Here is a 14207-nt window from a genome sequence, read left to right on the forward strand (position 1 = left end):
TGACAAAGCCGGCCTCTCATGCGCTTTTCGCGCCAATTTTCGAGCCGGGCAGACGCCCGCAATTTCCGGACTTTTACCCATGACCACGCATCGTTACCGCAGCCACACCTGTGCCCAGTTGAGAAAGAGCGACGTCGGCAATTCCGTCCGCCTGTCGGGTTGGGTGCATCGCGTGCGCGACCATGGCGGGCTGCTCTTCATCGACCTGCGCGACCATTATGGCTTGACCCAGATCGTCGCCGATCCGGATTCGCCGGCCTTCAAGGTCGCCGAGACCGTGCGCGGCGAATGGGTGATCCGCGTCGACGGCGAGGTCAAGGCGCGGCTGCCGGAAACAGTCAATCCGAACCTGCCGACCGGCGAGATCGAGATTTTCGCACGCGAGATCGAGGTGCTCTCGGCGGCCAAGGAACTGCCGCTCCCCGTTTTCGGCGAACCGGAATACCCCGAAGACATCCGCCTGAAATACCGCTTCCTCGACCTGCGCCGCGAGACGCTGCACAAGAACATCGTGGCGCGGACAAAAATCATCGCCGAGATGCGCAAGCGCATGGGCGAGGTGGGCTTCACCGAATTCTCGACGCCGATCCTGACGGCGTCGTCGCCAGAAGGCGCGCGCGACTTCCTGGTGCCGTCGCGCATCCATCCCGGCACCTTCTACGCGCTGCCGCAGGCGCCGCAGCAGTACAAGCAGCTGATCATGGTCTCCGGCTTCGATCGCTATTTCCAGATCGCACCCTGCTTCCGCGACGAAGATCCGCGCGCCGACCGGCTGCCCGGCGAATTCTACCAGCTCGACCTCGAGATGAGCTTCGTCGAGCAGGACGACGTTCTCTCCACCATGGAGCCGGTGCTGCGCGGCGTCTTCGAGACCTTTGCCGCCGGCAAGCCGGTGACGCAGAAATTCCGCCGAATTCCCTATGACGAGGCGATGCGCACCTACGGCACCGACAAGCCGGATCTGCGCAACCCGATCGAGATGCAGGCGGTCTCGGATCATTTCCGCGATTCCGGCTTCAAGGTGTTCGCCAACATCCTGGCCAACGACGCGAAGGCCGAGGTGTGGGCGATTCCCGCCAAGACCGGCGGCAGCCGCGCTTTCTGCGACCGCATGAATTCCTGGGCGCAAGGCGAGGGACAGCCCGGGCTGGGCTACATCTTCTGGCGCAAGGAAGGTGAAAAACTCGAAGGGGCCGGCCCGATCGCCAAGAACATCGGCGAGGAGCGCACCGAAGCGATCCGCCAGCAGCTCGGCCTTGCCGATGGCGATGCCGCGTTCTTCGTCGCCGGGGACCCGAAGAAGTTCGTCAACTTCGCGGGCGCCGCGCGCACGCGCGCCGGCGAGGAACTGAACCTCGTCGACCGCGAGCGCTTCGAGCTCTGCTGGATCGTCGACTTCCCGTTCTATGAATGGGACGAAGAGACGAAGGCTATCGATTTCGCGCACAATCCTTTCTCGATGCCGCAAGGAGGCATCGAAGCCCTGACGACTAAGGATCCGCTCGAAATCAAGGCGTTTCAGTATGACATGGTCTGCAACGGCTTCGAGATCGCGTCGGGCGGCATTCGCAATCACTTGCCGGAGACAATGGTCAAGGCTTTCGAGATTCGTGGCCTAGATCGCGCGACGGTGGAGGAGCGCTTCGGCGGTCTCTATCGCGCCTTCCAGTATGGCGCGCCGCCGCATGGCGGCATGGCGGCGGGCGTCGATCGCATCGTCATGCTGCTCGTGGGGGCGAAGAACCTGCGCGAGATCACCATGTTCCCGATGAACCAGCAGGCCTATGACCTCTTGATGAACGCGCCCTCCGAAGCGACCCCGCAGCAGCTGCGCGAGCTGTCGCTGCGCGTCGCGGTGGCCAAGAAGGAAGGTTAGGACTCACAGTCAAGCCTTTCTTTCTTCTCGACGAATCAGGCCAGACAAAAAAGCCCGGCATCGGTGCCGGGCTTTTCGTTTGGGGCTGACGCGTCCGATCAGTCCTGGTTCGCCTTGACCTTGACGCCCAGCGTCTTCGGCAGGTCGAGCGGGTTGGACATGGCGCCGGCCATGATCAGCGCGAATGGCACCGACGACGGCGGCTCGGCCGAGATTTCCAGGCTCTTTGGGTCGTCGAGGAAGGTGTTGACGGCAGCCGACACCTCGGCCGTCAGCTCGGGATTGTTGAGCTGCGCCATGCCGAACGGCACGATCGCCTTGGCCTGGTTGGCGACGTCCTTGCCCGACATGCCCTGCTGCTTGCCGACATAGTCGAGCACTTTGCCGGTCAGCGAATCGTCCTTGTAGCGGATCGAAGCTCCGTTGAAGGAGAGCTGCTGCATCAGGCCGAGCATGGCCATGCCCTGCGCCGATTTGTCGGCGCCTTCCGGCTGCGAGGCGAGTTGCTTCTGCATGGCCTGCATCGACTTGATGAAGTCGAGCGTGTAGCCGCCGAGATTGAAAGTCACGCCGAGCGTGCCGGCATTCTCGACCGAGATGTCATATTTCGACAGTTCCATCTTGCCGTCGCTCGGCTGCCAGGTTCCGGCCATCGCGATGTTGCCGGAGATGTTCTGGTAGCCCAGCGCCTCGATCGCTTCCTTCGACTTGGGGTCGTCGATCAGCGACAGGTCAGCGGTGAATTTCTGGGTATTGGCGGTGAAATCCATCGCCTTGCCGTCGGCCGGCGGCGTGATCTGGACGGCAAGCCCGTCCATCGCGAACGCCGTCTTGTCGCCGACCTTGACCGTCATGTTGGAGAGCTCTGCCGATTTGTACATCATCAGCGAGCCGAGCGGGTCGGTGCTGCCTTCGGCCGGGACCTTCATGTCGTGGATGACCACCGGGCTGAGGTTGAGCGTCACGCCGTCCTTGCTGTGTTCGAAAGGCGAGGTCGAGACGGTGGCGATCTCATAGCCGCCATTGGCTTCGGTGACCCCTTCCAGCTTCACGTCGCCGATCGGCAGTGCTTCCTTCTCAGCCGCCGGCTTGATGGAAACACCTTGCAGCACGGCGTTCGAATCGTCGCCGGAGACGCCGGTCCAGGAAATGTCGACGCCTTGGACGGCGAGGGCTGCCTTGATGCGCTCGGCCACCGCCGGATCGGCGGCGAAGGCCGCATTGAGCGGCAGCGTCAGCAGAAAGGTCGAAAAGGCCAATTTCTTGAGCGTTGAGCGTTGGCTTGTCATGGCGAGTTCCCTGTCCTGATTTGGCTATGATGAAATTTGTTTTGAAACCTGCTTCATCCCATTCCGTGACGAACGGGACGGGAAAAAGGCATTTCCCGGCACATTTGTCGAAAATGGCGATGAAAGGCAAACGCGGCCGGCAGCCATTGCCCGATGCGGTGAATTTGTCATGAAGACCGCGGTATCCTCCGCCAGCGCGTTGCATGCCAGATAGCGGCCGCATGTAACGGATTGATGTTGGTCGGCGTGATGGTGCCGCCGCAGCCTGTTGCAGATCGGCGGCAAATTGCAGCCGCCGCGACGCGGCTTCCGTGAAATCCTTCACATCACGGTCGCGCTTACGGACCGCGACGAATGCGCCGATGTTCACGCGACGCTTGCCGCGAATCACCCGCTCGGCTAGTCCAAATTCATGGGAAAGAGGCATTTGCCGCCCGATGACAATGGCGGCGGCGACAAAATCGAACCGGTCGATCTGAAGGAAGCGCTCGAGCGGCGCTATCTCTCTTACGCGCTGTCGACCATCATGCACCGGGCACTGCCGGATGTACGCGACGGGCTGAAACCGGTCCATCGCCGCATCATGCATGCCATGCGGCTGCTCAGGCTCAACCCCGATCAGGGTTTTGCCAAATGCGCCCGCATCGTCGGCGACGTGATGGGTAAGTTCCATCCGCATGGCGACCAGTCGATCTACGACGCCCTGGTGCGCCTCGCGCAGGAATTCTCGATGCGTTACCCGCTGGTCGACGGGCAGGGCAATTTCGGCAATATAGACGGCGATAACGCCGCCGCCATGCGCTACACCGAGGCGCGCATGACCGAGGTGGCGACCGAGCTGCTTGCCGGCATCACCGAGGACGCGGTCGACTTCCGGCCGACCTACAACGAAGAGGACGAGGAGCCGTCCGTTCTCCCCGGCGCCTTCCCCAACCTGCTTGCCAACGGCTCCTCCGGCATTGCCGTCGGCATGGCGACCTCGATCCCGCCGCACAACGCGGCCGAGCTTTGCGATGCCGCGCTCCATCTGATCGAGCACCCGGAAGCGCCGGTGGCGAAGCTGATGGATTTCGTCCAGGGACCGGATTTCCCGACCGGCGGCGTCATCGTCGACAGCCGCGCCTCGATCCTCGAAGCCTATGAGACGGGCCGCGGCGGTTTCCGCGTGCGCTCGAAATGGGGCCAGGAGGACCAGGGCAGGGGCACCTGGAGCATCGTCGTCACCGAGATCCCCTACGGCGTGCAGAAGGCCAGGCTGATCGAGAAGATCGCCGAGCTGTTGATGGCGCGCAAGCTGCCGCTGCTCGAGGACATCCGCGACGAGAGCGCGGAAGACATCCGCATCGTGCTGGTGCCGAAGAGCCGCACCGTCGATCCCGGTATCCTGATGGAATCGCTGTTCAAGCTCACCGAGCTCGAAAGCCGGTTTCCGCTCAACATGAACGTGCTGTCGCGGGGCAAGGTGCCCAACGTCCTGTCGCTCAAGGGCGTGCTGAAGGAGTGGCTCGATCACCGCCGCGAGGTTCTGGTCCGCCGCTCGAAATATCGGCTGGGCGAGATCGAGAAGCGGCTGGAAATCCTCGCCGGCTACCTGATCGCCTATCTGAACATCGACGAGGTCATCAGGATCATCCGCGAGGAGGATGAGCCCAAGCAGGTGATGATGGCCCGCTGGTCGCTCACCGACAACCAGGCCGAAGCCATCCTCAACATGCGCCTGCGCGCGTTGCGCAAGCTTGAGGAGATCGAGATCCGCAAGGAGTTCGACGGCCTCACCGCGGAGAAGAAGCAGATCGAGGCGCTGCTGGCGTCGGACGCCAAGCAGTGGGCGACGATCAAATGGGAGGTCACCCAGCTTCGCGACAAGTTCGGCCCCGAGACAGAGCTCGGCAGACGCCGCACCCAGTTCGCCGATGCGCCCGAGCATGACCTGACCGACATCGCGCATGCGATGATCGAGCGCGAGCCGGTCACCGTGGTGGTGTCGGAAAAAGGCTGGCTGCGCGCCATGAAAGGCCACCTGACCGATCATTCGCAGCTCGCCTTCAAGGAAGGCGACAGCCTGAAGCTTGCCTTCCATGCCCAGACCACGGACAAGATCCTGGTCTTCACCACCGGCGGCAAGTTCTACACCATCGGCGCCGACCGGCTGCCGGGTGGACGCGGCCATGGCGAGCCGATCCGCATCATCGTCGACATGGAAAACGACCAGGACATCGTCACCGCCTTTGTCCATGATCCGAAGCGTAAGCTGCTGCTCGTCTCCTACGACGCCAATGGTTTCGTGGTTTCGGAGGAAGAGGTCGTCGCCAACACCCGCAAGGGCAAGCAGGTGATGAACGTCAAGGCGCCCGACGAGGCCAAGCGCTGCATCCCGGTGTCGGGCGATCATCTCGCCATCGTTGGCGAGAACCGCAAGATGCTGATCTTCCCGCTCGCCGAAATCCCGGAAATGGCGCGCGGCAAGGGTGTGCGCCTGCAGAAATACAAGGACGGCGGCGTACTGGACCTGAAGACCTTCACCCTGGAGACCGGCCTTTCCTGGCAGGATTCGGCCGACCGCACCTTCACCAAGTCACGCGAGGAAATGGCCGAGTGGATCGGGGCGCGGGCCGCCGCCGGCCGCATGGTGCCGAAAGGTTTCCCGAGGACGGGGAAATTTGGGTAGCAAGGCTCCCCTTCTCCCCTTGTGGGAGAAGGGGCCGAGCGAAACTCGGCCAGATGAGGGGTGTTGGAAGGATCGCTGCCTTTCAGACGCAAGCGCTTCAAATCCTTGAATGTTTTGGCGCCGCGTTCCTTCCAGCACCTCTCATCCGTCTCGGCGCTGCGCGCCGATCCACCTTCTCCCACAAGGGAGAAGGCAAGGCGCAACATTTGGACTATCGTCACGAATGCTGCACTATGGTGGTGCATAAGCATCCAATGAACCATTGGGCAGCGGAGAAACGCCGGGTTGAAGCGGACTGAAATCCAGAAGCCGGGACAGCGGCTGTTCGGCCTGTCGACGCCGCTGAGGGCTGCCGTCATCCCGCCGCTGTCGGCGGCGCGCTGGCTCCTGGTGCTGATCGTCGCCGCCGGCGTCTATTTCTTCCACGGTTTCCTGTTTCCCGTGCTGGCGGCCCTCGTCATCGCCTTCGCCAGCTGGCCGCTCTATCGAAGGCTGCTCGCAGCCGTCGGCGGCAATCGCACCGTCGGCGCGACTTTGGCGATCCTTTTCATCCTCACCTTCCTGGTGGTGCCGATCGCGCTTGCCGGCACCTATGCCATCAATGAGCTGCGCGAGTGGGTCACCTGGGCGATCGAGACCAATCGGCACGGCGCGGTGACGCCGCAATGGATCGCCACAATGCCGGTGATCGGCGAGTGGTTGAACGAGCAGTGGACGGCCTATCTCGGCCATCCCGGCGGCATCGGCGAGTTGATTCAGCTGATCAGCGGCTCCAACATCGGCACCATCTATCGCGGCGCCTTGGCCGCCGGCGGCAGCGCCTTCGGCCTGCTCCTGACGCTTCTGTTCATGATGATCGCGCTGTTCTTCGCCTATCGCGACGGCGAGTCTTTCGCGGCCCAGGTCGATCGCCTCGGCGAACGCATCCTGCCGACCCGCTGGGAGCGGATCTCGCGCGTCGTGCCGGCCACCATTTCCTCGACCGTGACGGGCATGACCATCATCGCGATCGGCGAGGGCCTGGTGCTGGGCGTCGCCTATTGGCTCGCGGGCGTGCCGTCGCCGGTCACGCTCGGCGCGCTCACCGGCATCATGGCGTTGATCCCTGGCGGCGCGCCGCTCTCCTTCACCCTGGTGTCGATCTACCTCGCCGCCAGCGGCAAGCTGATCGCCGGCGCGGCGCTCTTCATCTGGGGCGCGGTCGAGCTCTTCATCGTCGACAAGACGCTGCGGCCCAAGCTCGTCGGCGGTCCGATCAAACTGCCTTTCCTACCGACCTTTTTCGGCCTGATCGGCGGCGTAAAGACGATGGGTTTCCTCGGCCTGTTTATCGGCCCCGTCTTGATGGCGCTGCTCGTCGCCATCTGGCGCGAATGGCTGCGCGAGGTGGAATTGATGGACGAGATTCCTCCGGTCGCCGACGAAGCCGGCGCGCCGCCCCGGATCGAGGCGACCCCCGAACCGAGGAAAATTCAGACAGGGTGATGCACTGCCAGGTCGGTCCGGCGCTTGCGGCCCTCATGCAATTGCCAGAGCGAATGCGCCACCAGAGTCACGATCAGGATCGTGCCGCCGATCAGGCTGTTGCGTGAGGGCACCTCGGCGAAAATCAGCCAGACCCAGACCGGAGCAAACACCGTCTCCAGCAGGTAGAACATAGCCACCTCCGGCCCGGAAACGTATTTCGGTCCGTTGGCCAGGCAGAAGAATGAGATCGGCATGATCACGGCGCCGTTGAGGAGGATCCACCATGGCGCCTCGACATAAAAGCCGGTCTTGGAAACCATGAAGAGTGCCACAGCGAACGGCAGGATCACGCCCACGAGGGAGGTGAAGCCCATCTCCCTGCCGCTGGCTCGTGAGACAGTGATGGCGCACGCGACGCAGAGCGCGGAGCACAATGCCATCATGTCGCCGAACAGGTTTCCGGTGCCGATCGAATCCCCGACGATTATGGCGACACCGACGATCATCAGCGCCAGCGCCGCGAGCGTCACCGGTCGCGGCCTTTCCTTCAGAAAAAGCCAGGACAGCAGCGCCGAGAACATCGTTGTGAAGGCTAGGATGAAGACGAGATCGGCGGTTGAGGTGTGATAGACGGCGGTAATGAACGCGATCGAGCCGAGCCCATAGAGCGCGGCGACCACCAGGCCCAAGAAGCCCGGGATGAGCTTCGGCGCCCTGTCGTTCAACGAGCGCCAGACCGCCCAGATGACAAGCGCGGCAATGAACATGCTTCCGGTGCGCAGCAGAAGGATTGTCCAGGCCTCGCCATGAGCAAGTCGGATCAGCGGAATATCGACCGTGAGCGTCACCCCGCCAAGGGCGGTAAACAGCAGGCCTTTCTGGTGGTCGGTATGGGCGGACACGCGGTTATCTCGCAACAATTTGAGGGGGGCGCACAGCAGCTGTGCCGCAGTGCTTCCGGCCTGGCGGCCGAAAGACCAGCGTCCTCCTCCTTGAAACAGTTTAAGGATGAAGCGTAAGGCGGGTCAGCGGCTGACCGCTTCGTGGTCGTAGCGTTCCCACCCTTTCGGGCCGAGATGCTCCTGCGGCATGAAGCGCATCTTATAATTCATCTTGCGCGAGCCGTTGACCCAGTAGCCGAGATAGACGTGGGGCAGGCCCATCGCCTTGGCGCGGGCGATGTGATCGAGGATCATGAAAGTGCCGAGCGAGCGGTCCTCGAAGTCCGGACTGAAGTAGGAATAGACCATCGACAGGCCATCGGCCATCTTGTCGGTGAGCGCGACAGCTATCAGCTCGCCATGGCCCTTGCCGGTGATGAACGTGTCGGGGCCGCGACGCCGGTATTCGATGATCTTGGTGTCGACATGCGTGTCCTCCACCATCATCGCATAGTCGAGCACGGTCATGTCCGACATGCCGCCGCGACGGTGGCGGGCATCGAGATAGGCGCGGAAGAGCGAGTATTGCTCGGTCGAGGGCTGCGCGTCATGCATGGCCCCGACGAGGTCGGCATTGCGCTGGATGACGCGACGCATGTTGCGGCTGGGGGCGAATTCCTGCGCCAGGATGCGCACCGAGACACAGGCGCGGCACGATTCGCAGGCCGGGCGATAAGCGATGTTCTGCGAGCGCCGGAAGCCGCCTTGCGTGAGCAGGTCGTTCATCTCCGGCGCCTTGTCTCCGACAAGGTGCGTGAACACCTTGCGCTCGAACTGCCCCTCCAGATAGGGGCATGGCGACGGCGCGGTCAGGAAGAACTGCGGCGACTGGGTCGGATGCTGCGTCATCTAATCTTGGAAACGCTCCTGCGAATCGCTCTACCTTTGGCCCGGTCCGCGAAAAATTCAACAGGATTGTGCTGCCGCGATGGCCCCGGCCTGTTCATATTTAAGCACAGGTGACGCAGCGGTTCGATGAACGCGGCTGTCGACACGCTCAGACGTCGGTGCGGGTGACCACGGTGCCGAGCAAAAGATCGTGCAGCGTGCGCTTACGGTCGGAGAACAGCGTGACGAGCAGCACCAGCGGCGTCAGGATGACGTTGCCGGCCCAGAACAGCACCGAGTGAACCACGGCCGTCATGCCGTCGATGCGGCTGCCGTCAAGCTTTTCAAGGCGGATGCCCATGATCTTCATGCCGGTCGTCGCCTGGTCGCGGCTGCCCAGCGTGTTCCAGATGTAGAGAATGGCGACCATCGGCACCAGCACCGAAAACAGCGCCCAGCCGAGGCCGAAAGTCAAAAGCCCGAGAATGGCGACCAGGATGGCGAAAGGAATGGTCAGCAGCGCGACGAAGAAATAGTCGAGGAGGAAGGCAAAGATACGCCTTGTCCGCACACCGCGATAGGCGCGGGTGTCCTCGAACCTGGTCGTGATGATCTCGCCGTCCAATACGCGTGCGTTCATGTCCGTTCCTCGATCGCGACATCCGCATGAGGGATGCCTGCCGCCTTCTCAAATGGTGAGAGCGGCCCGGAATTCAAGGAACATACCCGTCGGCGGACCGGCGCGGTGTCAGAAAATCCCGGGGCAGAGCCTGTAGCGGACCCGCTCGAGATAGGCGCGATATTCCTGCGTCAGCGCCAAGATACGTTCTTCGCGCAGGATGCGATGGATCTGGAACAGCGTGATGATCGCATAGACGGCGAAATTGTAGACCGAGAAGCTCGACAGCAGGAAAAGGATGTGTCCCGCCAGGTAGCCGGCATAGATCGGGTGGCGAACGAAGCGATAAGCGCCGCCGGTGACGACGCCGCGATTGGCAGGCAGGATGGCGAAGGAGCGGCCGAGCGACATCTTGCCCCAAATCACCAGCCATAGCGCCAGGAACTGCAGCGGCGCCGCGATGTATAGCGGGACGATCTCGACGCCCTCCTGCAGCGATACGAAGCCCGAGCCAAAGCCTGCGGTCAGCGAGATGAAGACAGTGAAAGGGCTCCAGTCACGCACCAGCGGGCGGCGCGCCAAGAGCAGCCAGATAAAGGTGAGCGTCTCCGAGATCAGCAGCATCAGGACGTTGAGCCGGCCGCTGTCGATGACGAGGTTATTCACGCCGCGGTAGATGAAGATTGCCGCGACTGTGAGCGCGATGAAACGGAACAGACCCTCGCGGAGGTCGGTGAGGACCGCGCTGCTCTGAAGGCCGGACCAGAAACCCGTCTCTGCGCCAGGCAGCGCCTCGCTTTTGGAAATCGCCAACTCTGCTACCCCGGTGGTCCCCTCATCATGGACCATCGCACGGCAAGCGTTGCCGTCCGGTTAAGGGTTTCGCGTGCTTTGGCTACATCGGCGGATTGGTCTGCCGAGGGAATGGTGTTGCCTGTTGAACATGACATTCCTCCCGGTCTAGCTTGCTGCGGCGCACAAAGGGAACGGGGACATGGACTACGACATGCTGGTCATCGGCAGCGGCCCTTCGGGGCGCCGCGCCGCGGTGCAATCGGCCAAGCTCGGCAAGTCGGTGCTGGTGGTCGACAGGGGCCGCCGCCTGGGCGGCGTCTCGGTGCATACCGGCACCATCCCATCGAAGACCCTGCGTGAGACGGTGCTCAACCTCTCGGGCTGGCGCGAACGCGGCTTCTACGGACGCGGCTACCGGGTCAAGCAGGATATTTCGATCTCGGATCTGGTCGACCGTTTGCACAAGACGCTCGACCACGAGGTCGAAGTGCTGCAGCACCAGTTCATGCGCAATACGGTGAAGAGTGCGCGCGCCGCGGTGAAATTCCTCAGCCCGAACAAGGTGAGCCTGACCACCGACAATGGCGACTACAGCGAGGTCGGCTTTGCCAACGCGCTGATCGCCGTCGGGACCAGGCCGCACCGTCCGGCCGACGTGCCTTTCGACAAGAAGCGCGTCTTCGACAGCGACGAGATGCTGGAACTCCATCATCTGCCGCGCACGCTGACGGTGATCGGCGCCGGCGTCATCGGCGTCGAATACGCCACCATCTTTTCCGCGCTCGACGTGCCGGTGACACTGGTCGAGCCGCGCAACACCATTCTCGACTTCATCGATCGCGAGATCGTCGACGACTTCATCCACCAGATGCGCGACCGCGGCGTGACCATCCGGCTGGGCAGCACGGTGAAGGAGATCGCCTCGAAACCCGATCATGCCGAGGTGACGCTTGCGGATGGCCGCACCATCCGCTCCGAGATGGTGCTCTACGCAGCCGGCCGCACCGGCAATGTCGCCAGCCTCGGCCTCGAGACGGTCGGCATCGAGGCCGACGCCCGAGGCCGCATCAAGGTCGACCCGCACACCTTTCAGACCAGCGTGCCGAACATCTACGCTTCCGGCGACGTCATCGGTTTCCCGAGCCTCGCCTCGACGTCGATGGAGCAGGGAAGGGTGGCGGCCTGCCACGCCTTCGGCGTCAACCTGCCGCCGCCGCCCGAGAGCTTTCCCTACGGCATCTACGCCGTGCCGGAGATCTCGACGGTCGGCCTTTCGGAAGAGCAGGTGCGCGAAAGCGGCGCCGCCTATGAGGTCGGCGTCGCGCGTTTTCGCGAGACCTCGCGCGGCCACATCATGGGCGTCTCAAGCGGTTTCCTGAAGCTGTTGTTCTCGATCGAGACGCGCCGCCTGCTCGGCGCCCACATCGTCGGCGAGGGCGCCACCGAGCTCATCCATATCGGCCAGGCGGTGATCAATCTCGGCGGCACGGTCGACTTCTTCGTCAACAACACCTTCAACTATCCGACGCTGGCGGAAGCCTACAAGATTGCGGGTTTGGACGCCTGGAACCGGATGGGGCAGGGCTGAGGGCACTCGCCGGGGGGGATCGAATAACTCCTTAACAGGTGCCTGGCCGGCGCAGTCATGCGATCGCTATGGGAGCTGCCACCCACTGCCGCACGATCGCGCCGTCCGCATCGCCGAATTCATGGCCCGAGGCGACGATGCGCGCGTCGACCTCGGCGTGGCGCTGGCTGAACAGCGTCACAAGGGCCGGCGCGAACGGGCCGTAGGTCTGGTCGGTGGCGCCGGCGATGATCAGCACGCGCGTTCCGCCGAGATCGGTCATCGGCGAAATGTCGAGCACCGGCATCGCCCGCAGGAGCGCCGCTTGCCGGACCAAGCCGGGATGAAGCAGCATCAGGCTGGACACGACATTGGCGCCGTTCGAATAGCCGAGGAAGGTCGCGCGCTGCAGGCCGAGTCCATGTTGCCGCGCTGCTTCCGTCGCGAACCGGGCAAAGGCGGCTGTCTCGGCATGGATGCTGGCCTGCTCGAAACTGGTCGGCGTGATTCGCTCGAACCAGCGAAATCCCTCCTCTTGGCGGATGCGGCCGCGCGCTGCGACGACCACTGAACGCGGCGCAATCTGCCTCGCCAGCGGCAGCATCGTCGTCTCGTCGACACCGGACCCGTGCAGCACGAACAGGCACTCGCCGCTTGCGTTTGCCGGCCTCAGCAGACGGTAGGGGAAGGTGAGGTCGCCGCGCAGGATACTGTTTTCGTCGCTATATTCGGAAGTACTCATATCCGATTGATTCCATAAGAGATTTGTTGATTTGCCGGCTTCAAAACGGAATATTTTTGCGCTCCGCGAAAGTTGATTGAACCAGGCGCATTTCGGTCCGTTTCTGCGCCGATACACTCCCGATGGGAGGAATCGAAGCGGTGCGCCCCGGGGGTCGCATTGCTGGCTATGAACAACCAGCTTTGAGGCCTTTTGTCGATGACCACCCCTGTTCCCAACGATCGCGATAAGCGTGTCGGAGAGCGTGACACACGTATCGACGTGCTGCGCGCCCTCGCGCTGCTCACCATTTTCGTCGACCATGTGCCGGGCACCGTCTTCGAGAACTGGACCTACAAGAATTTCGGCTTTTCCGATGCAGCCGAAGCCTTTGTGCTGATTTCCGGCATCTCGGTGGCGCTGGCTTACGGCACGAAGTTCAAGCCGGGCGGCCGGTTGCTCGCCACCCTGAAGATGTGGCGGCGCGCTGGTGTGCTCTACGTCTCCCACATCGTCATCACGATGCTGGTGATCGCGCTGTTCTGCGCCGCCGCGCTGTTCGCGCACCGTCCGGAAATGCTGACGATGATCAACATCGAGCCGTTGATGAAGAACACGCCGCAGGTGCTGCTCGGCATCGTCACGCTTGGCCACCAGCTTGGGTACAACAACATCCTGCCGGTCTATGCGGCGCTACTTCTGGCGGCGCCCGCATTCGTGCTGTTCGTCAGCTATCGTCCGGTGCCGGCGCTGATCGTGTCCGGCCTGCTCTGGCTCGCCGCCGGCATCTGGCAGATCGCGCCGCCCAACTATCCGGAGCCTGGCCTCTGGTTCCTCAACCCGCTGTCCTGGCAGTTCCTGTTCAACATCGGCCTTGCCGCCATGCTGCATGTGAAGCGCGGCGGTCGGATCCCGGTCAATCCATGGCTGTTGGGTGCTGCCGGCGCCTATGTGATCGGCGCGGCGATCTGGGTGCGCAGCCCGCTCTGGGGGCAGATCACCTGGTTCGACCTGCCGGTGGTGATCGGTGGTTTCGACAAGACCTTCCTGTCGCTGCCGCGGCTCTTGCACATTCTGTCGGTCAGCTATCTGATCGTGGCGCTGCCGGCGGTCTCCAACTTCTTCCGCGTCCGGCCCGACAATCCCCTGGCGATCCTGGGCAAGCGCTCGCTGCCTGTATTCATCGCCGGCACGCTGCTTGCCATGGCGGCGCAGGTTCTGAAGCTGATCAACCCGGGCGGCCTGGCCTACGACACGCTGCTGATCGCGGCCGGCATCGCCATGCAGCTTGCGCTTGCGCTCTACCTCGAATGGCTCGCCGGCCTCGGCCCGTCCCGCGCCAAGCCGGCGCGCGAGGAGCCTGCGCGTGCGCCGTTCGGCGCGCAACCGGTGCCGGCGAGGATGGGCTACTGATCGTGGAGCAAGGAAGGTGCCCG

At 63.2% G+C, this 14207-nt stretch carries 11 protein-coding genes; 5 read left to right on the top strand and 6 right to left on the bottom strand.

Annotated features, from left to right (window positions below; all coding sequences use genetic code 11):
- Positions 1-79: 79 nt before the first annotated feature.
- Positions 80-1876 (top strand): aspartate--tRNA ligase, encoded by a 1797-nt coding sequence (gene aspS / locus P9273_RS21605; RefSeq protein WP_278050723.1) that lies wholly within the window; start codon positions 80-82, stop codon positions 1874-1876.
- Between the two features lie 98 nt (positions 1877-1974).
- Here aspS and P9273_RS21610 read toward each other — a convergent pair whose 3' ends face one another.
- Positions 1975-3165 carry a hypothetical protein gene (locus P9273_RS21610; RefSeq protein ID WP_278050724.1) on the bottom strand — a complete coding sequence of 397 codons (1191 nt, stop codon included), beginning with the start codon at positions 3163-3165 and terminating at the stop codon, positions 1975-1977.
- Between the two features lie 412 nt (positions 3166-3577).
- On the opposite strand from P9273_RS21610, the gene parC reads away from it, so the two are divergent.
- Together parC and P9273_RS21620 are read left to right on the top strand one after the other, a co-directional pair.
- Positions 3578-5833 carry a DNA topoisomerase IV subunit A gene (gene parC, locus P9273_RS21615; protein WP_278050725.1) on the top strand — a complete coding sequence of 752 codons (2256 nt, stop codon included), beginning with the start codon at positions 3578-3580 and terminating at the stop codon, positions 5831-5833.
- A 285-nt stretch (positions 5834-6118) separates the two neighbouring features.
- Positions 6119-7318, top strand: a complete 1200-nt coding sequence (locus P9273_RS21620; RefSeq protein WP_040999954.1) for an AI-2E family transporter — start codon at positions 6119-6121, stop codon at positions 7316-7318.
- On the opposite strand, the gene P9273_RS21625 is transcribed toward P9273_RS21620, so the two are convergent.
- The 4 genes from P9273_RS21625 to P9273_RS21640 all read right to left on the bottom strand — a co-directional run bounded on the left by P9273_RS21625 (position 7306) and on the right by P9273_RS21640 (position 10501).
- Positions 7306-8202 carry a DMT family transporter gene (locus P9273_RS21625; RefSeq protein ID WP_278050726.1) on the bottom strand — a complete coding sequence of 299 codons (897 nt, stop codon included), beginning with the start codon at positions 8200-8202 and terminating at the stop codon, positions 7306-7308. The genes P9273_RS21620 and P9273_RS21625 overlap by 13 nt on opposite strands.
- A gap of 123 nt (positions 8203-8325) precedes the next feature.
- Positions 8326-9090 carry an arginyltransferase gene (locus tag P9273_RS21630; RefSeq protein WP_278050727.1) on the bottom strand — a complete coding sequence of 255 codons (765 nt, stop codon included), beginning with the start codon at positions 9088-9090 and terminating at the stop codon, positions 8326-8328.
- A 148-nt stretch (positions 9091-9238) separates the two neighbouring features.
- Positions 9239-9709 carry an RDD family protein gene (locus P9273_RS21635; protein WP_278050728.1) on the bottom strand — a complete coding sequence of 157 codons (471 nt, stop codon included), beginning with the start codon at positions 9707-9709 and terminating at the stop codon, positions 9239-9241.
- A gap of 108 nt (positions 9710-9817) precedes the next feature.
- Positions 9818-10501 carry a methyltransferase family protein gene (locus P9273_RS21640; RefSeq protein ID WP_278050729.1) on the bottom strand — a complete coding sequence of 228 codons (684 nt, stop codon included), beginning with the start codon at positions 10499-10501 and terminating at the stop codon, positions 9818-9820.
- Between the two features lie 181 nt (positions 10502-10682).
- Here P9273_RS21640 and sthA point away from each other — a divergent pair, with 181 nt between their 5' ends.
- Positions 10683-12071, top strand: coding sequence for a Si-specific NAD(P)(+) transhydrogenase (sthA, locus tag P9273_RS21645; RefSeq protein WP_278050730.1), 1389 nt, complete (start codon positions 10683-10685; stop codon positions 12069-12071).
- Positions 12072-12126: 55 nt separating this feature from the next.
- Here sthA and P9273_RS21650 read toward each other — a convergent pair whose 3' ends face one another.
- The gene (locus P9273_RS21650) at positions 12127-12792 is read right to left on the bottom strand and encodes an alpha/beta hydrolase (protein WP_278050731.1); all 666 of its coding nucleotides are present in this window, start codon (positions 12790-12792) and stop codon (positions 12127-12129) included.
- Between the two features lie 198 nt (positions 12793-12990).
- Here P9273_RS21650 and P9273_RS21655 point away from each other — a divergent pair, with 198 nt between their 5' ends.
- On the top strand, positions 12991-14184 hold the full coding sequence (locus tag P9273_RS21655; protein WP_278050732.1) for an OpgC family protein: 1194 nt from the start codon (positions 12991-12993) through the stop codon (positions 14182-14184).
- The last annotated feature ends 23 nt before the right edge of the window (positions 14185-14207 follow it).

Origin of the sequence: Mesorhizobium sp. WSM4935 (assembly GCF_029625735.1) — a bacterium.
GTDB lineage: Bacteria > Pseudomonadota > Alphaproteobacteria > Rhizobiales > Rhizobiaceae > Mesorhizobium.

What these genes read in the sequence shown, in the direction of transcription:
- P9273_RS21655 (WP_278050732.1), top strand. Translation starts at nt 12,991, where the DNA reads ATGACCACCCCTGTTCCCAACGATCGCGATAAGCGTGTCGGAGAGCGT.
- P9273_RS21635 (WP_278050728.1), bottom strand. Translation starts at nt 9,709, where the DNA reads ATGAACGCACGCGTATTGGACGGCGAGATCATCACGACCAGGTTCGAG.
- aspS (WP_278050723.1), top strand. Translation starts at nt 80, where the DNA reads ATGACCACGCATCGTTACCGCAGCCACACCTGTGCCCAGTTGAGAAAG.
- P9273_RS21650 (WP_278050731.1), bottom strand. Translation starts at nt 12,792, where the DNA reads ATGAGTACTTCCGAATATAGCGACGAAAACAGTATCCTGCGCGGCGAC.
- sthA (WP_278050730.1), top strand. Translation starts at nt 10,683, where the DNA reads ATGGACTACGACATGCTGGTCATCGGCAGCGGCCCTTCGGGGCGCCGC.
- P9273_RS21610 (WP_278050724.1), bottom strand. Translation starts at nt 3,165, where the DNA reads ATGACAAGCCAACGCTCAACGCTCAAGAAATTGGCCTTTTCGACCTTT.
- P9273_RS21630 (WP_278050727.1), bottom strand. Translation starts at nt 9,090, where the DNA reads ATGACGCAGCATCCGACCCAGTCGCCGCAGTTCTTCCTGACCGCGCCG.
- parC (WP_278050725.1), top strand. Translation starts at nt 3,578, where the DNA reads ATGGGAAAGAGGCATTTGCCGCCCGATGACAATGGCGGCGGCGACAAA.